Raw genomic sequence first — 19,255 nt, forward strand, 5'->3', positions numbered from 1 at the left:
CCGCGCGCGGTAGGTCGCGGGTGTGAAACGGGATACCTTGGAGAGATGTCCCAGCACCCGGGCCCGGAGGAGATGCGCGTCGGCACCGCCGAGCGCGAGGAGGCGGCGCGGCTGCTCGCCGACCACTACAGCCAAGGGAGGATCACGCCGGACGAATACGAAGGCCGGGTCCTCGCCGCCTACGAAGCCGCGACGGTCGGCGAACTCCGTCCGCTGTTCCAAGACCTGCCCGCGCCGCATCCGGCCTGTTTCACACCCCGGTTCACCCAGCCGGTCCACGCCTACCGGCAGCCGGCCGCGATGGTGCCGTACTCGCCGAAGTCGAAGGTCACCGCCGGGGTGCTGCAGATCGTGCTGCCGTTCGGGACCGGGCGGTTCTACACCGGGCATGTCGGGATCGCGTTCGCCCAGTTGGCGGTCGCGGTGTTCACCTGCGGTATCGGGGTGGCCTGGCCGATCGTGGACGGGATCGTCCTGCTGGCGAACGGCGGCACCGATCCGCAGGGCCGCCGCCTTCACGACTGAGCGTCCACGAATGCCATGAAAGTCCCCTTCATTGCAAAATTTGCAATGAAGGGGACTTTCATAGCGCGCGAAGGGACCTAGAGACCGCGCGAAGCGAACCTCGTCGGCCGGTCCTCCCAAGGCGCGTCCGCCGGACGTGAGGAAGCCGCACCCGTGAGCACCGCGTGCGCGGCCAGCACGCCGCCGACGGTCGCCCCGTTCACCAGCTCACCGGCCAGCGCCATCCGGACCGCCTCGGCGAGCGGGAACTTCCGCATGACGAGGTCGGCCTCCTCCTCGCCGAGGATCTCCCTGTCCACTTCGGACAGTTCCCGGGCGAGGTAGACGCGCACGACCTCGTCGGTGAAGCCGGGCGAAGCCGCGACGTCGACAAGGGTCTCCCAGCGCTCGGCGCTGAGCCCGACCTCCTCGACCAGCTCGCGTTTCGCCGCGCCGACGGGGTCCTCCCCCGCCTTGTCGATCAGGCCGGCGGGCAGTTCCCACAACCGCCGCCCGACCGGGTGGCGGTACTGGTGGATCAGCGTAACGGCGCCGTCGGCGTCGAGCGCGACGACGGCGACCGCGCCGAGGTGTTCGACGACCTCGCGGCGGGCGGTGCCGCCGCCGGGCATGACGACCTCGTCGACCCGCAGCCCCACGACACGTCCGATGTGGACGTCCCTTGTGGACGCGACGGTGAACTCGTGCTTGCCGGGCTCGGTCACCGGGCTCCCGTCTGAGCGGCCTCGGGCAGTTCGACCGGGAGCCGCTCGGCGACCTTGCGGTCCACGACGGCCTTCACGAACGCGCTGAACAGCGGGTGCGGCCGGGTCGGGCGGCTCTTGAGCTCGGGGTGCGCCTGGGTGCCGACGAAGAACGGGTGCTTGTCGGCGGGCAGCTCCACGAACTCGACCAGGTGGTCGTCGGGCGACGTGCCCGAGAACACCAGACCGGCCTCGGAAAGGCGCTTGCGGTAGGCGTTGTTGACCTCGTAGCGGTGACGGTGCCGCTCCGAGACCTCGGTGCTGCCGTACGCCTTCGCGACCTGCGAGCCAGGCTTGAGCTTGGCGATGTAGGCGCCGAGCCGCATCGTGCCGCCCATGTCGCGCTCGCCCGCGACGACGTCGCGCTGGTCGGCCATCGTGGAGATGACCGGGTTCGCGCTCGCGTCGTCGAACTCGGCCGAGTTCGCGTCCTTGATCCCGGCCAGGTTCCTGGCCGCGTCGATCACCATGCACTGCAGGCCGAGGCACAGGCCCAGCAGCGGCAGCCCGTGGGTGCGGGCGTAGGCGATGGCGCCGACCTTGCCCTCGATGCCCCGCACGCCGAACCCGCCCGGCACCAGCACACCGTCCACATCGGACAGCGCGGCGGCGGCACCGGCCGGGGTCTCGCAGGAGTCCGAGGGGACCCACGAGATCTGCACCTTGGCGCGGTGGGCGAAACCGCCCGCGCGCAGCGCCTCGGTCACCGACAGGTACGCGTCCGGCAGGTCGATGTACTTGCCGACGAGCGCGACCCGCACCGTTTCCGACGGGTTGTGGACGCGGTCGAGCAGGTCGCCCCACACGGTCCAGTCGACGTCGCGGAACGGCAGCCCGAGACGGCGCACCACGTAGGCGTCGAGCGCCTCACGGTGCAGCACCTTCGGGATGTCGTAGATCGACGGCGCGTCGGGGCAGGCGATGACGGCCTCGGTGTCGACGTCGCACATCAGGCCGATCTTGCGCTTGAGGTCCTCCGGCAGCTCACGGTCGGCGCGGCAGACGAGCGCGTCGGGCTGGATGCCGATGTTGCGCAGCGCGGCGACCGAGTGCTGGGTCGGCTTGGTCTTCAACTCGCCCGACGGCGCGAGGTACGGCACCAGCGAGACGTGGAGGAAGAAGCACTGGTCGCGGCCGACGTCGTGGCGGACCTGACGGCAGGCCTCCAGGAACGGCAGCGACTCGATGTCGCCGACGGTGCCGCCGACCTCGGTGATCACGACGTCCGGGCTGTTCCCGTCCTCGTCAGCGCCGGCCGCGGCGGTGATCCTCGACTTGATCTCGTCGGTGATGTGCGGGATGACCTGCACGGTGTCGCCGAGGTACTCACCACGGCGCTCCTTGGCGATGACCTCGGAGTAGACCTGCCCGGTGGTGACGTTGGCCTTGCCGTCGAGAGCCCGGTCGAGAAAACGCTCGTAGTGCCCGATGTCCAGATCGGTTTCGGCGCCGTCGTCGGTGACGAACACCTCACCGTGCTGGAACGGGTTCATCGTGCCTGGATCGACGTTGAGGTACGGATCCAGCTTCTGCATCGTGACCCGGAGCCCACGTGCGGTAAGGAGCTGACCCAGGCTGGAAGCCGTGAGTCCCTTACCCAGAGAGGAGGCAACGCCTCCGGTGACAAAGACATACTTGGTAGCCCGCGACTGAAGTCCCACGGGCTTCCACCTTATCGCACGCCCGCCGAAGCGCTCACCGGCCACGCCGCAAGCGTCCGATGGAGTGGAAAACCGCTACCCTCGCGGCGTGACAGACGCGCACGACACCTGGACCGCACCGGTCGCGGAAGGCCCGCTCGACGCGGACGTCCGTGTGCCCGGCTCGAAGTCGATCACCAACCGGGCCTACGTCCTCGCCGCGCTCGCCAGCGCGCCGACGCGGGTGCGGACCCCGCTCGACTCCCGGGACGCGCGGCTGATGCTCGGCGCCATCTACGCCCTCGGCGCCCATTCGCAGGAAGGCATCTCCGGTTACCTCGTGCACCCGCTCGGCCCCGGGCGCGTGCATCCCCATGACACCGTCCGGGTGGAACTGGGCAACGCGGGCACGGTCGCCCGGTTCACCCCCGCGCTCGCCGCGCTGGGCACCGGCCCGGCGCTGTTCGACGGGGACGAGGCGCTCCGCCGCCGTCCCATCGGCCCGCTGCTGAAGGCGCTGCGCGGCCTCGGCGCCCGCATCGACGACGACCGGCGCGACGCGGTGCCGTTCACCGTCCACGGCGAAGGCGGCCTGCGAGGAGGCAAGGTCGATCTGGACGCGTCGGCGTCGAGCCAGTTCCTGTCCGCGCTGCTGCTCGCGGGACCGTCGTTCCAGCAGGGCGTCACCGTGCGCCTGGTCGGCGGCGCGGTGCCCAGCGAGCCGCATATCGCGATGACCGTCGAGATGCTCCGCCGGTTCGGGGCCACTGTGGACCGCGAGGGCGCCGAGTTCCACGTCGCTCCGACACGGCTCTCCTGCCCCGAGTACGTCGTCGAGCCGGATCTCTCGACGGCGGCGCCGTTCGTCGCCGCGGCCGTCGCGACCGGCGGCACGGTGCGGATCGCGGGCTGGCCGCAGCAGACGACCCAGCCCGGAGACTGGCTCCGCAGCCTCCTGCCCGTCCTCGGCGCGACCGCCGAACTCGACGCGGGCGGCCTGACGGTCACCGGCAGCGGCACGATCCCCGGCGCCGAGCTGGATCTGCACGACGTCGGCGAACTCACGCCGGTGATCGCCGCGCTGCTGTGCTTCGCCGAAGGCCCGTCGGTCATCTCCGGGGTGGCGCACCTGCGCGGCCACGAGACCGACCGGCTGACCGCGCTCGCCACCGAGCTGTCGTCGTTCGGCGCCGACGTCCGCGAGACCGAGGACGGGCTGCGGATCACGCCCGCGCCGCTGCACAGCGGGAAGTTCCACACCTACGACGACCATCGCCTGGTGATGGCGGCCGCGGTGCTGGGGCTGAAGGTCGAAGGCGTCGAGGTGGAGAACCCGGGGACGGTCGGGAAGACCTACCCCGGATTCGCCGAAGCCTGGACGTCGATGCTCGGCTGAGCGAGGCCGCCCGCGAACGGCGTTTCCCGCCATTGGTCGATCATCGGCTTGAGACCGTCGACGAGCATCGGCAGGTCGGGCGCCATCGCCAGACAGGCGATCACCTGCAGCAGGCCGACGGCCTCCATCGTCCGCAGCACGGTTTCGTCCACCTCGCGCAGGCCCAGTTCCGCGGCGGCGGCGTTGTATGCCTCGATGGCCTCGGGGCCGTTGAAGGCGAGGTCGCGTTCGATCGGGCCTCGGTTGACGAGTTCGAAGTCGGAGTAGAGCTCGCCTTCGGTCGTGACGATCAGGTTGTAGCCCGGCGAGTCTCCGTGGATCGGCTGGACGGTGCTCCCGGGGAAGGCCCTGGCGAATGCCTCCTCCGATTCCAGCAGTGGCCGGAAGTGCTCCCATTCGCGGCGGGCGCGGTCGAGGTCGGCCGGGTCGAGCAGGTCCGGCCGGTGTTCGAGCTGGGTGAGAGCGTCGGGGATGAACGGGTCGAGCCCGGTCAGGAACGCCAGCTCGCCGGGGTACTCGCGGAGCGCGGCGTGCAGCTTCGCCACGAGTCCCGCCGAGTATTCGGCCCTGAGGTCCGCGTCCTCGACGAACTCGATGAGCTCCCAGAACGTCATCGAGAAGCCGTCCCGCCGCACGGGTTCCGCGGGCACCAGCGGGCTCGGCTTGACGACCGGCAGCCCCTTCTCGCCGAGCCAGGCGGCGACCGCGAGCTCACGCCGCTGGTCGGCCAGCTGCGTGTCCGGGGTGGTGGTGCGCGGCAGCACTGTCGGCACGCGCACGACCACGGGCGAAGGCGCCAGCTTCACGATGACGGAGAAGACGTCGTACAGGACCTCGGGTTCGATGACGGCGAGGCCGAGGTCGCGGCCCGCGGCGACCGCGGCGGCCACCGCCCGCGCGGTGCGGGCGGCCCGTTGTTCGTCGGTGATCATCCGGCGAGTCTGACATGTCCGGTTCAGCCCGCGGAACGTTCTCCGCCGTCCTCGGGGAACAACGTCCGCAGCGTGACCGTGCGATTCACGCGGACGTGCTCCACGGCGTGGTCCCGCGCCCTGCTCGCGTCGCCGGACGCGATCGCGTCGTAGAGGCGGCGGTGCTCGTCGAGCAGTTCGCCCCAGCGCTCGTTCTGGCTGGTGAGCCAGCGCAGCCTGCCTTCGAGCGGCCGCAGGATCTCGTGCAGCAGCCCGTTGCCCGCCAGCGCGACGATCTCGTCGTGGAAGCGGGTGTTGAGCGAGGTGATCCGAGCCGGGTCGCCGCTTTCGGTGGCACGCGCCGCGTCGGTGAGCAGGCGTTCGAGCGCGCGCAGTTCCGGCTTGCCCGCCCGCTCGGCGGCCAGCCCCGCGGCGAGACCTTCGAGCGCCTCACGGACGTCGAACAGCTCCTCGACGTCGGCCTTGGCCAGCCGTCGCACGACGATCCGCCGGGGCGACTGCACGGCGAGGAAGCCTTCGGCCTCCAGACTGCGGATGGCCTCGCGCACCGGGACCCGCGAGACGCCGAGGTCCTCGGCGAGTTCGCGTTCGACGAGCCGGTCCCCCGGTTTCAACCGCCCGGTGAGGATCCGTTCGCGCAGCTCGTCCCGGACCCGTTGCCGGGTCGCGCCCAGCGGCTGCCGCGGTCCTTCCTCGGCCACCCGATCTCCCCTCGACACAGCCGTAACAGCTCGTAACCCGAGTTTATCGGCAGAAACCTTGACGACGGGCCACCGCGGTTGTCCGCGGTCATCGCGCTCGTGCCGTTCTTCGCCCCCGCGGCGCCGTACTCGTGGTTCATCGGCACCGCTTCCGCGGCCGCGCGGGCCGGGCACCGAGATCCTGGCCAGAACGCCGTTGTGGAGCCCTGAATCCGCGGAGGGGCGGCCTGGGCAGCTTTCTGAGCGCGGCGGCCGTCCTCGGCCTCCTGAACGGCCTGGACGAGCAGTTCGACGCGCTCGTGATGGCCGGTTTCGGCGAACATGGGCAGGAAGGCGCGCGAGACCTCCTCGACGTCACGCCCGCCCGCTCCCCAAAACCCTTCTCTGGCCCCGCAACTAGAGGACGAAACGCGGGGGGTCAGTTGCCCGCGGCGGCGATTCCGGGGGCGGGAGCCTGGGCGTTGCCCGCGATCCCGTAGCGTCCGGCGCCGCCTTCGAGCTGCTCGCGCAGCGCCATGATCGTGGTGACCCGGCCCGCCGCGGTCTCCGCGTTGTCCACAGTGGACAGAATCGAGGTCGACGAGGTGTCGGCGCGGACGACGCCGATCGCGCCGGTGCCGTCGGCGGATCCCGCGTCGCCCGCCAGTACCGTGCCCGCGCCGGACCGGTCGAGCTGGGCGGCGAAGCGCGCGACGGTCGAAGCACGGTCACCGGCGCCGTCGCCGGTGTACTTGGAGCCGGTGAGGACGATCGCGAGCTGCGCGGGTTTGACGTCCTGGCCCGCCTTGAGGAAACCGCCGTCGGTGAGGCCGCCGAGCGCGGCGGCGAGTTCCACCGGCGTCGACTGCGGCTGCGCGTTGTCCTTGTTCAGCAACGCCACCGAGCCGAGCAGCGCGCCGGCGAGGGTGCCGGGGTCGCCCGCGGTCGGGAACTGGACACCGGCGGGCTGCAGGCGCGTCACGACATCACGCAGCTGATCGGACCGCATCGGGTCGGAGAACGCCTCGGTCAGCTGGATCTCGCCAGTGACGGCGGCACCCGCCTGCCCGACGAGCTGCTTGAGCGCGTCGCGGTCCGCGGGCTTCGCGTCCTCTGTGGTCACCAGCACCACCGAACGCTTGTCCAGCTGACCGGCGACGACCTTCGGGCCCATGGCCCCGGCGAACGTGTCCGCGTCGCTGAGCCGGGCGTTGAGCGAATTGCGCTGCGCCTCCAGATCCGCGACCTGGGAGCCCAGGTCCTCCTTCTGGCTGGCGAGCCCCGAAAGCAGCGAACCGTTCAGGGCGGTGGACCCGAGCACCACCCCGAGCGCGAGCGCCAGGAAGCAGGCGGCGATGGAAACGATGTGGTACCGCAGAGAAATCACGTGAAGAGTCCCTTGCCCCAGGCGATGAACGAGTTCCAGGTGTCGCGGATCCAGTCGAGGTAGACCGAACCCACGTCGGAGACGAGCAGTGCGGCCGCGACGGCCACCAAGGTCGCCAGTACCAGCAGCACGATGGCGCCGATCGACACCCGGCTGCGGTGCAGCGTCGCGACGGCCTTGCCGTCCACCAGTTTCGTGCCGAGCTTGAGCCTGGTGAGAAACGTCGACGGGTTCGACCCGGACCGGCCGTGGTCGAGGAATTCCCGCAGTGTCGCCTGGAAACCGACCGTGACCACCAGACTCGCCTCGTGCGCGTCCGCCAGCAGGAGCGCGAGGTCCTCGGCGTTGCCCGTCGCGGGGAAGGTGACCGCGCCGATCCCGAGGTCCTGGATGCGCTCGACGCCCGGCGCGTGCCCGTCCGGCTGCGCCGGGACCACGACCTCACCGCCGCTGCGGAGCGTCTCGGCGCCGATGCCGTGCGGGTCGCCGACGATGACGTCCGGCTGGTACCCCTGCGCGCGCAGGGTGTCCGCCCCGGCGTCGACACCGATCAGCACCGGCCGGTGCTCGGAAATGTACTTCTTCAGCTTCTTGAGGTCTTCGGCGTGCCCGTTGCCGCCCGCGACCACGAGGGCGTGCCGGTCCTTCAACGGGACTCGGATCTCCGGCACCCCGACACCGTCGAGAATGAGGCTGCGTTCCCGGCGCAGGAATTCGATCGTGTTCGCGGAGAACGCCTCCAGCTGGGTGGACATCCCTGCCTTGGCCTCGATCATCTGATCCGCGACGCTCTCGCGCGTCTGCTGGATCCCCGATCCGAGCTGCCGCTCACCGATGTAGACGACGCCCTCGTGCAGGCGGAGTTTCGTGCCGTCCTTCACCTTGCGCAGCAGTTCGCCGCCGACCGAATCCACCAGCGGGATCCCCGCCTCGAGCAGGATCTCCGGGCCGAGGTTGGGGAACCGGCCGGAGATCGACGGCGAGGCGTTCACCACCGCCGCGACTTCGGCCTCCACCAAGGCGTCGGCCGTCGAACGGTCGAGATCGAGCTGGTCGAGGACGACGATGTCGCCCGGGCTCAGCCGGCGGAGAAGCTCGCGCGTACGCCTGTCGACCCTGGCGACGCCGGTGATACCGGGGAGGGTCTCTTGGTTACGAGTGAGCAAGCCGGTGAGCTTCATGCGACCGATAGTGACAAATCCGCGCGGCCTTCTGCGTCCGCCACGCCGATGGAAACACGCCGATTAACCCACACCGGGTCGGGCTACGCCGGTTGTCCCACGATGGGGTCGACCCGGTTTCGGAGCGTTATTTCGCCTTCTTGCGCTTTCCGCCACGACGGGCTTTGGGCTTGTCCGGCGCGCTCTTGTCGGCCTCGGCGACGGCGAGCAATTCCTCCGCGTGCGCGCGGCCGGTCTCGGTGCTTTCCATTCCGGCGAGCATGCGCGCGAGTTCGACGACGCGTTCCGATTGTTCGAGGACGCGCACGCCACTGCGGGTCACCCCGCCGCTCGTGCCCTTGTCCACCACCAGATGCTGATCGGCGAACGCCGCCACCTGCGGCAGGTGCGTGACCACGAGGACCTGGTGACTGCGCGCCAGCCGCGCGAGCCGCCTGCCGATCTCGACCGCGGCACGGCCGCCGACCCCGGCGTCGACCTCGTCGAACACCAGCGTCTGCACGGTGTCCGCATGCGCGAGGACGACCTCGATCGCCAGCATCACGCGGGAAAGCTCACCGCCGGAAGCGGCCTTGTGCACGGGAAGCGGCGGGGCGCCGTTGTGCGCGCGCAGCAGCAGTTCGACATCGTCGATCCCATCGGGACCGGCGTGCACGAGCCTGCCTTCGACCTTCACCGCGTGCGAATCGCTCTCGTCCACCGTGCGCCGCTCGACGGTGATCTCGATCTCCGCCTGTCCCATGGCGAGCCCGGACATCTCGGCGGTGATCGCCTCGGCCAGTTCGGCGGCGGCCTCGACGCGCGCCTCCGACAGACGGAGGGCGTGCTCGGCGAGGGTCACGGCGAGCGCGTCACGGCGAGTGGCCAGTTCGGACAGTGCCTCCTCGGAGGTGTCCATCGTGGACATCCGGCGGCGGGCGTCGTCGGCCCAGGCGAGCACACCGTCCACATCGGCCGCGTACTTGCGTGTGAGCCGCTTCAAGTCGGCCTGGCGCGCGAGCACCTTCTCCAGGAGCGCGGGATCGGCGTCGAGCGTTTCGAGGTAGCTGCCCAGCTCGGTGCTCACTTCGGACAACAGCACCGACGCTTCGTCCAGCCGGGGCCCGAGTTCACGCAGCACGGCGTCCTCGGAACCGGTCAGGTGGCGCGTCGCCTCGCCGATCAGTCCCAGCGCGCCGGGCGCGTCCGGATCCCCTTCCGCCGATCCGGCGACGGCGGCGTGCGCCGCGCTGGACGCGGACCGCAGTTCGTCGACCGCGGCCAGGCGCTTGATCTGCTCGGTGAGTTCGGTGTCCTCGCCGGGTTCCGGCGCGACGGCGTCGATTTCGGCGAGCCCGTGTCGCAGCAGGTCGGCCTGCTGGGCCATCTCGCGGGAGCGGGTGGAGCGCTCGGTCAGTTCGGCGACGACGGCGAGCCAGTCGTCCCGGACCGCGCGGTACTGCTCCAGCGGTTCGGTGACGGCCTCGCCGGCGAACCGGTCGATCACCGCGCGCTGCTCGGCCGGCCGCAGCAGCCTCAGCTGATCGTTCTGCCCGTGGACGGCGATCAGCTGCTCGGACAGGTCGGCGAGCACGCCGACCGGCACCGAACGGCCACCGAGGTGAGCACGGGACCGGCCGTCGACCGAGACCGCGCGCAGCGCGATGACACTGCCGTCCTCGTCGACCTCCGCCCCGGCGTCGGTGACGATCCGGGTGGCGCCCTCGGCACCGCCCAGCTCGAATCGGCCTTCCACGAAGGCCTTCAGCATTCCCGTTCGCACCTTGGACACTTCGGCTCGGCCGCCGGAGAGCAGGTGCAACCCGCTGACGACCATCGTCTTGCCCGCACCCGTCTCACCGGTGACCACGGTGAAGCCCGCGTGCAGTTCCAGCAGGGCGTCCTCGATGACTCCGAGGCCCTGGATGCGCATCTCGGCCAGCACGACGCCCACCGTAGCGGCCCACCCCGACCGTTCCCGCACCCGCCACGTCATGAAAGGGGCTTTCAAGACGTTTTTCGTCCTGAAAGCCCCTTTCATGACATCCGTCAGCGGGCGTGTCGCTCCCGCCAGCCTTTGATCGGCAACGAGAACTTGTGCACCAGCCGGTCGGTGAACGGGCCTTCCCACAGCCGGATCAGCCGCACCGGCACCCGGCCGCAGGTGACCCGCACGGACGCGCCGGCGGGAAGATCGAAGGTCCGCGATCCGTCGCAGGTCAGAACGGCGGGCGACCCGTCCGGATCGATGGCGACGGTGATCTCCGAGTCACGGGAGACGACCAGCGGCCGGGAGAACATCGCGTGCGCGTTGCTCGGGACCACCAGGAGCGCCTGGACGTCCGGCCAGATGATCGGGCCGCCCGCGGAGAACGCGTACGCCGTCGAGCCGGTCGGCGTGGCGCACAGGACGCCATCGCAGCCGAAGGACGACACGGGCCTTCCGTCGACCTCGATGAGCGCGTCCAGCACTCGCTCACGCGAACTCTTCTCGACGCTGGCCTCGTTGAGCGCCCACGTGTGGACGGTCTCCTCACCGTCGACACTGACCACGACGTCGACGGTCATCCGCTCTTCGACCTGGTAGTCGCCGTCGACGGCGCGCTGGACGGTGTCCGCGAGCTTGTCCGAATCGGCCTCGGCGAGGAAGCCGACGCGGCCGAGGTTCACGCCGAGCACGGGGACGCCGTTCGGCCTGGCGAGTTCCGCGGCCCGCAGGAGCGTGCCGTCACCGCCGAGAACGAACACCAGCTCGGTCCCGGCGGCGGGGTCCTGCTCCGGCGCCATGACCGTGCAGGGCGCGCCGATCCCGCCGTCCGCCTCGAGCATCTCCCGGACGTCCTCGTCGAGTACCCGCAGCCGCACACCGGCCTTGGCGAAACGGGCCGACACCTCGCGTGCCGCGTCCCGGGTCGCGTCCCGGTCCGGGTGCACGACGAGCAGCACCTCGCGATCGCTCATTGGGGTCCCTCCAGGACTGCGGTCCGGACGAGCCGTTCGGCGTCGGTGCCGATGGTCTCTCCCGCCCCGCGGGTAAGCCAGACGAAGTATTCGACGTTCCCGGACGGCCCGGGGAGCGGGCTCGCCACGACGCCACGCAGGCGCAGATCCAGCTTCTCGGCCTCGGCGAGCACGCCGAGCACCGATTCGACCCGCAGCTCGGGATCACGGACGACGCCACCGCTGCCGAGCCGGTCCTTGCCGACCTCGAACTGCGGTTTCACCATCGGCACCAGGTCGGCGCCGTCCCGCGCGCAGGCGGCCAGCGCGGGAAGCACGATTTTGAGCGAGATGAACGAGAGGTCCCCGACCACGAGGTCGACCTGCCCGCCGAGGTCCTCCGGGGTCAGGTTGCGGACGTTCGTCTTGTCGAGGACGACCACGCGGTCGTCGGTGCGCAGGCGCCAGTCCAGCAGACCGCGGCCGACGTCGGCCGCGATCACCGTGGCGGCGCCACCTCGCAGCAGGACATCGGTGAAGCCACCGGTCGAGGCGCCCGCGTCGAGGCAGCGCTTTCCCTCGGTGGAAAGACCTTGCGGGGTGAAGGCTTCGAGCGCGCCGAGCAGTTTGTGCGCGCCTCGGGAGGCCCAGCCGGGATCGTCGCTGTCGCGCACCACGATCGGCGCGCCGGACTCGACCCCGGTCGCGGGTTTGGTGGCCACCATCCCGCGCACGCTGACCTTGCCCTCGGCGATCAGAGCGGACGCTTGCTCGCGGGAGCGGGCGAGACCCCGCCGGACGAGCTCCGCGTCCAGGCGGGCGCGTTTGGGCACGCGGTCAGACCTTGTCGATGGTGGACAGTGCCACCGTCAGCTCGGTGTGCACGGCTTCGAAGCGATCGACGTGCTCCGAGAGCGGAAGCGAGGCCAGGTCGTCGAGACCCGCCACGGCCTCGTCGACCCCGGCGCGGGGGTCCGTGTCCTGCTGCGCGAAGTGGTCTGCCTGGATCGCCGGTGGTCCGGGTACCGGCGGGGGGCCGGGCACCGGCGGTCGCGGGACGGGGTGGTGGTGGTCTTGCACCCCACCAAGTTAGCAGCGCTGGTCAGGCGAGGCGCAGCTCGCCGAGCGCGGCGCGGGCGGTGTCGCCCACACCACGGACCTCGGTGATCCCCGACTCCCAGGCCACCGCGCACAACGCGCGCAGCAGGTCCAGGGAGTCACCTTCACCCTCGGCCTCGAGCACGTCACCCTGTGCGGTGACGCGCCAGCCGGCTTTGGGCCCGATTTCGAGCAGATCCGCGCGGTCACTCAACCCGGTCAGGTCCTGCGCGAGGTAACGCGGACGCTCTTCGGGCCTCGCTTCGAGCAAGGACGCCGCGTCGGCGACACCGGTCATGACGCAGAGCGCGTCGATCCCGGCCGCGACAGCGCCCTCGATGTCGGTGTCGAGCCTGTCGCCCACCACGAGTGCCCGCTCCGCGCCCGCGTCCCGGGCCGCCGTGGTGAACAGCAGTGGCGCCGGCTTGCCCGCCACCAGCGGTTCGAGGCCGGTGGCGTGGCGCAACGCGGCCACCATCGACCCGTTGCCCGGCAGCAGACCGCGCTCGGTCGGCAAGGTCGCGTCGACGTTGGTCGCCACCCACAGCGCGCCCGCGCGGATGGCGAGACACGCCTCCGCGAGAGCGGCCCAGGTGTTGTCCGGGGAGTGCCCCTGGACCACGGCCGCCACGTCCGGACCGGCTTCCCGGACCGTCCGCAGCCCCGCCGACTCGATTTCGGCGGCCAGCGACTCCGTACCCACGACGAGCACGACGGCGCCCTGAGGCAGCCGCTCACCCAACAGGGTGGCGGCCGCCTGAGAGCTCGTGTGGACCTCTTCGGGGGTGGCGGGCAGTCCGAGTGCCTCGAGGTGCTCGGAGACCTGCGCGGGCGCCTTGGAGGCGTTGTTCGTCACCCACCGGACGGCGGTGCCGCCGTCCCGGAGCGCACGGAGGGCTTCCGGTGCGCCCGGGACCACGGTGCTGCCGTGATAGACCGTGCCGTCGAGGTCGAACAGGACCGCGTCGTACCCGGCTGACAGAGCGTCAGCCATTCGTGAGCTCCGCGGCGCGCTCGGCGGCGTCGGTCTCGTCCTCCTCGTCGGCCTCTGCCGCGTTGAGGAACCAGCGGATCGCTTCTTCCTTGCGGTCGGCGGCGGCGAGGTTGTCGGCGTAGGCGTAGAAAAGCCTGGCGCTCCACGGATCGCGCTTCTCGGCCTTGAGGTCGTCACTCTGCAGGGAGACGACCGCGGCGTCGAGCTGACCGAGGTCGCGGCGCGCGCCGGCGGCGACGATCGCGAGTTCGATCTGGGTCGCCTTGGACAGACGCTCCTTGTCGACCTCCTTCGCGAGATCCAGCGCACGCTCCGGACGGCCGATGGCCCGCTCGGCGTCGGCGATGATCGCGATGTGGTCGTCGGCTCGGGTCATCCGGCGGACGGCCCGCAGCTCGGACAGGGCGTCGGACCAGTTGCCCGCGTGGTAGGCGACCAGGCCGAGCGCCTCACGGACGATCGGGACCCGCGACGCCTTGGCCTTCGCGTACTTGGCGTGCGCGAGCGCGGCCTCGGGGTCATCGTCGACCAGCCCGCCGGCGGCGACGAGGTGCTTGCCGACGGTCTCCGCGAGTGCCTTGGGCAGGGTGCGGAGTTCGCGGCGGACGTCTTCGTCGAGGTCGGAGAACTCGATGCCTTCGGGCAGTTCCGGGGCCTCGAGCAGCTCGCGCGCCAAGGTCTCGTCGTCGATCTGCTTGTCGTCCATGCGGGGCGAGGACCGGAAGTCCTTGCGCCCCTCGGAACGGTCACGCTGGGGACGGTCGTCGCGCTTGCGCTCGAACCGGCCTTCGCCGCCGCGGGAGTCTCCGCGCTTGTCGTCGTACCGCTTCTCCGGACGGTCACCGGAAGGCCTGCGGTCGGGACGGTCGCCGGAGGGGCGGTAGCCGCCACCACGGTTGTCGCCGCCACGACTGTCGCCACCGCGGTTGTCGCGATCGCCGTAGGACTTGCGCTCGTAGCCACCGCTGCTGGGACGACGGTCTCCCGAGGAGGGGCGCTTGTCGTCACGGCGGTCGCTGTTGTAGCCACCGGAACGCGAGGCGCCGCGGTCGTCACGATCGCGGTAGGAGGACGGGCGACGGTCGTCGCCGCCGCCCCGGTTGTCGCGGTCGCCGTACGACGACTTGCCCTGAGGGCGTCCTTCGTACCGGTTGCCGGACGGGCGGTCGTCGGAACGGCCGCGGTTGTCCGAGCTGTAGCCCGAACGGGCCGGGCGGCTGTCGGAACGCTTTTCGTACCGGCCCTCGGAACGGTTGTCCGAACGGCTGTCGGAGCGGTTGTCATAGCGGCGCTCGGGACGGCTGTCGGAGGAGCGGTAACCGCCACGGTCGCCACCGCGACTGTCGCTGCCACGGTTGTCGCTGCCACGGCTGTCGCCGCGGTTGTCCGAACGGTAGCCACCACGGTCGCCGCCGCCGCGGTTGTCGGACCGGAACCCGCCGCGGTCTCCGCCACGATTGTCGCTGCGGTTGTCGCCGCCGCGATAGCCTCCACGGTCACCGCCGCGGCTGTCGCCACCGCGGTTGTCCGAGCGGTAACCGCCACGGTCACCGCCGCGGCTGTCCCGGCGGTCGTCGGAGCGGTAGCCGCCTCCGCGGTTGTCCCTGCTGTCGCGACCACCCGAACGGTCGTCACGACGGTCGCCGGCGCCGGGGCCCCGGCGGTCATCGTTGTTGTTGTAGCGCGGACGGTTCTCGTCACGGCCCTGCCCGGCGAACCGGCTACCGCCGGAGCGCTGGTCACGGGGACCATCGCCACTGCGCGCGGGCTTGCCGGAGTAGCTGCTCGTACCGCGGGCACCGCGGTCGTCACGGCGCGGGCGGCCCTGGTAGCCGCCATCGCGGCCGCCCCGGTCCTGCCCACCGCCGGCGGAACCACGCCGGTCACCTCGCTGCGCGTCAGACCGGCCTCCGCGGGGACTCTCGTCCCGGCGGCCCGACCGGCCGGACGCACCATCATCTGAGTCACGTCGACCGAACTCGGACACCTGGCCTCCTGCCACTATTGAAAAAGTTTTCGATACCGGCGACACCCTCTGGGCGCGCCAACGGACCACTGTAGTCCGTCCCTGGACATGAAAAGAGACAGGGCCCTGACCGGGGAGAACCTGTCAGAGGTTCTCGACCCTGGTCAGGACCCTGTCCTGAAGTTAGTCCGGCGGTGTCCTACTCTCCCACAACCCTTCGGTTGCAGTACCATCGGCGCTGTCAGGCTTAGCTTCCGGGTTCGGAATGGGACCGGGCGTTTCCCTGACGCTATAACCACCGAAACACTATGAAACAACCACTACCACCTGATACCGCTGGTGGTTGTGTGGTGTTTCAGAGCTGTAGAGTGGATGCGTAACATCTTTGTGGGCAAGTCCTCGGCCTATTAGTACCAGTCAACTCGATAACACATTACTGTGCTTCCATTTCTGGCCTATCAACCCAATGGTCTGTTGGGGGCCTTAACCCATCAAGGGTGGGATACCTCATCTTGGAACAGGCTTCCCGCTTAGATGCCTTCAGCGGTTATCCCTTCCGAACGTGGCCAACCAGCCATGCCACTGGCGTGACAACTGGCATACCAGAGGTTCGTCCGTCCCGGTCCTCTCGTACTAGGGACAGCCTTCCTCAAGTATCCTACGCGCGCGGCGGATAGGGACCGAACTGTCTCACGACGTTCTAAACCCAGCTCGCGTGCCGCTTTAATGGGCGAACAGCCCAACCCTTGGGACCTACTCCGGCCCCAGGATGCGACGAGCCGACATCGAGGTGCCAAACCATGCCGTCGATATGGACTCTTGGGCAAGATCAGCCTGTTATCCCCGGGGTACCTTTTATCCGTTGAGCGACACCCCTTCCACCAGGTGGTGCCGGATCACTAGTCCCGACTTTCGTCCCTGCTCGACATGTCTGTCTCACAGTCAAGCTCCCTTGTGCACTTGCACTCAACACCTGATTGCCAACCAGGCTGAGGGAACCTTTGGGCGCCTCCGTTACTCTTTAGGAGGCAACCGCCCCAGTTAAACTACCCATCAGGCACTGTCCCTGAACCAGATCATGGTCCGAGGTTCAGATTCCCAATCCGACCAGAGTGGTATTTCAACAACGACTCCACCAACACTAGCGTGCCAGCTTCACAGTCTCCCACCTATCCTACACAAGCCGAACCGAAAACCAATACCAAACTATAGTAAAGGTCCCGGGGTCTTTCCGTCCTGCCGCGCGTAACGAGCATCTTTACTCGTAGTGCAATTTCGCCGGGCCTGTGGTTGAGACAGCCGGAAAGTCGTTACGCCATTCGTGCAGGTCGGAACTTACCCGACAAGGAATTTCGCTACCTTAGGATGGTTATAGTTACCACCGCCGTTTACTGGCGCTTAAATTCTCAGCTTCACCCCCAAAGGGGTTAACCGGTCCTCTTAACGTTCCAGCACCGGGCAGGCGTCAGTCCATATACATCGTCTTGCGACTTCGCATGGACCTGTGTTTTTAGTAAACAGTCGCTTTCCGCTGGTCTCTGCGGCCACCATTCCCTAGTCCGCAAGGGACTTCAGGAACACTGGCCCCCCTTCTCCCGAAGTTACGGGGGCATTTTGCCGAGTTCCTTAACCACAGTTCACCCGATCGCCTTAGTATTCTCTACCTGACCACCTGTGTTGGTTTGGGGTACGGGCCGTGCACGCACTCGCTAGAGGCTTTTCTCGGCAGCATAGGATCACTCTACTTCACCTCAATCGGCTACGCATCACGTCTCAGCCTTAATGAAACACGGATTTACCTATGTTTCGGCCTACACGCTTACACCAGTACTACCACTCACTGGCGGAGCTACCTTCCTGCGTCACCCCATCACTCGACTACTACGGAATCAGATCCCACGCTCCACAACCAGCCTCCACCCCGAAGGGTCTCAGCTGGCGCTTTGGGTGGTTAGTATCAACCGCCTCATCCTGGGCGCACGTGCTCGGGTACGGGAATATCAACCCGTTATCCATCGACTACGCCTGTCGGCCTCGCCTTAGGTCCCGACTTACCCTGGGCGGATTAGCCTGGCCCAGGAACCCTTGGTCATCCGGCGGCAGAGTTTCTCACTCTGCATTCGCTACTCATGCCTGCATTCTCACTCCCACACCCTCCACGACTGGCTTCCGCCGCCGCTTCCCTGGATGCAGGACGCTCCCCTACCCATCCACACCACTAGACACAACCCTCAAGGAGTTGAGCCGATGTATTGCATGAATGACACAGCTTCGGCGGTGTGCTTAAGCCCCGCTACATTGTCGGCGCAGGACCACTTGACCAGTGAGCTATTACGCACTCTTTCAAGGGTGGCTGCTTCTAAGCCAACCTCCTGGTTGTCTGGGCAATCCCACATCCTTTCCCACTGAGCACACACTTGGGGGCCTTAGCTGGTGTTCTGGGCTGTTTCCCTCTCGACGACGAAGCTTATCCCCCGCCGTCTCACTGCCACACTCTCACACCACGGTATTCGGAGTTTGGTTGATTTCGGTAACCCGGTAAGGCCCCTAGACCATCCAGTAGCTCTACCCCCGTGGTGAAACATGTGACGCTGCACCTAAATGCATTTCGGGGAGAACCAGCTATCACGGAGTTTGATTGGCCTTTCACCCCTACCCACAGCTCATCCCCTCAGTTTTCAACCTAAGTGGGTTCGGCCCTCCACGTCGTCTTACCGACGCTTCAGCCTGGCCATGGGTAGATCACTCCGCTTCGGGTCTAGACCACGCGACTCAGACGCCCTATTCAGACTCGCTTTCGCTACGGCTACCCCACACGGGTTAACCTCGCCACGCAGCACTAACTCGCAGGCTCATTCTTCAAAAGGCACGCCATCACCGTAACATCCAAAGGATGTGCTCGGGCTCTGACGGCTTGTAGGCACACGGTTTCAGGTACTCTTTCACTCCCCTCCCGGGGTACTTTTCATCTTTCCCTCACGGTACTAGTCCGCTATCGGTCTTCAGGAAGTATTTAGGCTTACCGGGTGGTCCCGGCAGATTCACAGCAAATTCCACGAGCTCGCTGCTACTCGGGAACACCACCAAGATTCACTAACATGTGTTTTCGCGTACGGGACTCTCACCCACTCCGGTCGCCCATCCCAAGGCGTTCCACTAACACACGCGTAAACCCGGAAGACTGTCAGATCTTCCAAGGCGGGTCCCACAACACCACACACACAACGCCTGACAGCTTGACATGTGCATGGTTTAGCCTCTTCCGCTTTCGCTCGCCACTACTCACGGAATCACGGTTGTTTTCTCTTCCTACGGGTACTGAGATGTTTCACTTCCCCGCGTTCCCTCCACACACCCTATATATTCAGATGCGGGTAACACCACATAACTGGTGCTGGGTTTCCCCATTCGGAAATCCTCGGATCACAGCTCGGTTGACAGCTCCCCGAGGCATATCGCAGCCTCCCACGTCCTTCATCGGCTCCTGAAGCCAAGACATCCACCATGTGCCCTTAATAACTTGACCACAAAGATGCTCGCATCCACTCTACAGTTCTCAAACACCACACCAGAAACAAACTCCCGGAGCGTGAAAGCCCCTCGGCGTGTTGCCTCAGGACCCAACAGCATGCCAGCGAACAATTCTTCCGACCTCCCAGGAACACCCTCTCCACGCTCCCCGAAGGAAGCAGTACTAGAGCGTCCCGGCAAAAACCGGCCGAACCATAACCAGTAGTTCCACAATTCCTTGAGCAACCAGTGCCACCACACATTCGGTGATGAAACCCTGGCCA

At 68.0% G+C, this 19,255-nt stretch carries 14 protein-coding genes, 2 rRNA genes and 2 pseudogenes; 4 read left to right on the forward strand and 14 right to left on the reverse strand.

Annotation, left to right across the window (positions count from 1 at the left end):
* Window positions 1-45 precede the first annotated feature (45 nt).
* Window positions 46-525: a DUF1707 SHOCT-like domain-containing protein gene (locus tag BKN51_RS17865; protein WP_101608733.1), complete on the forward strand. Its 480-nt coding sequence runs from the start codon at window positions 46-48 to the stop codon at window positions 523-525.
* 77 nt (window positions 526-602) lie between these two features.
* Here BKN51_RS17865 and BKN51_RS17870 read toward each other — a convergent pair whose 3' ends face one another.
* Complete coding sequence (locus BKN51_RS17870; protein ID WP_101608734.1) at window positions 603-1,229, reverse strand: NUDIX domain-containing protein; 627 nt, start codon at window positions 1,227-1,229, stop codon at window positions 603-605.
* Window positions 1,226-2,929, reverse strand: a complete 1,704-nt coding sequence (locus tag BKN51_RS17875; RefSeq protein WP_101608735.1) for a CTP synthase — start codon at window positions 2,927-2,929, stop codon at window positions 1,226-1,228. Before BKN51_RS17875 ends, BKN51_RS17870 begins: the two co-directional genes overlap by 4 nt.
* Window positions 2,930-3,017: 88 nt before the next feature.
* On the opposite strand from BKN51_RS17875, the gene aroA reads away from it, so the two are divergent.
* On the forward strand, window positions 3,018-4,304 hold the full coding sequence (gene aroA / locus BKN51_RS17880; RefSeq protein ID WP_101608736.1) for a 3-phosphoshikimate 1-carboxyvinyltransferase: 1,287 nt from the start codon (window positions 3,018-3,020) through the stop codon (window positions 4,302-4,304).
* On the opposite strand, the gene BKN51_RS17885 is transcribed toward aroA, so the two are convergent.
* Window positions 4,262-5,236: a phosphotransferase gene (locus BKN51_RS17885; protein WP_101608737.1), complete on the reverse strand. Its 975-nt coding sequence runs from the start codon at window positions 5,234-5,236 to the stop codon at window positions 4,262-4,264. The two genes, aroA and BKN51_RS17885, sit on opposite strands and share 43 nt — an antisense overlap.
* A 23-nt stretch (window positions 5,237-5,259) precedes the next feature.
* Window positions 5,260-5,937 carry a GntR family transcriptional regulator gene (locus BKN51_RS17890; protein WP_101608738.1) on the reverse strand — a complete coding sequence of 226 codons (678 nt, stop codon included), beginning with the start codon at window positions 5,935-5,937 and terminating at the stop codon, window positions 5,260-5,262.
* Between the two features lie 78 nt (window positions 5,938-6,015).
* Here BKN51_RS17890 and BKN51_RS44690 point away from each other — a divergent pair.
* Both BKN51_RS44690 and BKN51_RS44320 read left to right on the forward strand, forming a co-directional pair.
* Window positions 6,016-6,147, forward strand: a pseudogene (locus BKN51_RS44690) (hypothetical protein); the annotation flags it as partial.
* A pseudogene (locus BKN51_RS44320) lies at window positions 6,104-6,293 on the forward strand (aspartate/glutamate racemase family protein); the annotation flags it as partial. The pseudogenes BKN51_RS44690 and BKN51_RS44320, both read left to right, overlap by 44 nt.
* 62 nt (window positions 6,294-6,355) lie before the next feature.
* Here the strand turns inward: BKN51_RS44320 and BKN51_RS17900 are convergent.
* The 10 genes from BKN51_RS17900 to BKN51_RS17945 form a co-directional block, all read right to left on the reverse strand.
* Window positions 6,356-7,303, reverse strand: coding sequence for a copper transporter (locus tag BKN51_RS17900; protein ID WP_101608739.1), 948 nt, complete (start codon window positions 7,301-7,303; stop codon window positions 6,356-6,358).
* Entirely contained in the window at window positions 7,300-8,484 is a 1,185-nt protein-coding gene (gene steA, locus BKN51_RS17905) for a putative cytokinetic ring protein SteA (RefSeq protein ID WP_101608740.1), read from the reverse strand. The genes BKN51_RS17900 and steA overlap by 4 nt, the downstream gene beginning before the upstream one ends.
* 127 nt (window positions 8,485-8,611) lie before the next feature.
* Complete coding sequence (gene recN, locus BKN51_RS17910; RefSeq protein WP_168214344.1) at window positions 8,612-10,408, reverse strand: DNA repair protein RecN; 1,797 nt, start codon at window positions 10,406-10,408, stop codon at window positions 8,612-8,614.
* A gap of 104 nt (window positions 10,409-10,512) precedes the next feature.
* A complete protein-coding gene (locus BKN51_RS17915) occupies window positions 10,513-11,424 on the reverse strand; it encodes an NAD kinase (protein WP_101608742.1) in 912 nt (303 codons plus the stop codon).
* Window positions 11,421-12,236, reverse strand: a complete 816-nt coding sequence (locus BKN51_RS17920) for a TlyA family RNA methyltransferase (RefSeq protein WP_101608743.1) — start codon at window positions 12,234-12,236, stop codon at window positions 11,421-11,423. Before BKN51_RS17920 ends, BKN51_RS17915 begins: the two co-directional genes overlap by 4 nt.
* Before the next feature lie 4 nt (window positions 12,237-12,240).
* Entirely contained in the window at window positions 12,241-12,447 is a 207-nt protein-coding gene (locus BKN51_RS17925; protein ID WP_101608744.1) for a hypothetical protein, read from the reverse strand.
* A 58-nt stretch (window positions 12,448-12,505) separates the two neighbouring features.
* A complete protein-coding gene (locus BKN51_RS17930; protein ID WP_101608745.1) occupies window positions 12,506-13,495 on the reverse strand; it encodes an HAD-IIA family hydrolase in 990 nt (329 codons plus the stop codon).
* On the reverse strand, window positions 13,488-15,482 hold the full coding sequence (locus BKN51_RS17935; protein ID WP_101608746.1) for a hypothetical protein: 1,995 nt from the start codon (window positions 15,480-15,482) through the stop codon (window positions 13,488-13,490). The genes BKN51_RS17930 and BKN51_RS17935 overlap by 8 nt, the downstream gene beginning before the upstream one ends.
* A 165-nt stretch (window positions 15,483-15,647) precedes the next feature.
* A 5S ribosomal RNA gene (rrf, locus tag BKN51_RS17940) occupies window positions 15,648-15,764 on the reverse strand.
* An 84-nt stretch (window positions 15,765-15,848) separates the two neighbouring features.
* Window positions 15,849-18,987 (reverse strand): 23S ribosomal RNA (locus BKN51_RS17945).
* Window positions 18,988-19,255 lie beyond the last annotated feature (268 nt).

It is taken from the genome of Amycolatopsis sp. BJA-103 (assembly GCF_002849735.1).
In the GTDB taxonomy this organism is placed as follows: domain Bacteria; phylum Actinomycetota; class Actinomycetes; order Mycobacteriales; family Pseudonocardiaceae; genus Amycolatopsis.

Bases quoted from the DNA above. Each gene is read 5' to 3' on its own strand.
- BKN51_RS17865 (WP_101608733.1), top strand. From the start codon at position 46: ATGTCCCAGCACCCGGGCCCGGAGGAGATGCGCGTCGGCACCGCCGAG.
- BKN51_RS17930 (WP_101608745.1), bottom strand. From the start codon at position 13,495: ATGGCTGACGCTCTGTCAGCCGGGTACGACGCGGTCCTGTTCGACCTC.
- steA (WP_101608740.1), bottom strand. From the start codon at position 8,484: ATGAAGCTCACCGGCTTGCTCACTCGTAACCAAGAGACCCTCCCCGGT.
- BKN51_RS17915 (WP_101608742.1), bottom strand. From the start codon at position 11,424: ATGAGCGATCGCGAGGTGCTGCTCGTCGTGCACCCGGACCGGGACGCG.
- BKN51_RS17885 (WP_101608737.1), bottom strand. From the start codon at position 5,236: ATGATCACCGACGAACAACGGGCCGCCCGCACCGCGCGGGCGGTGGCC.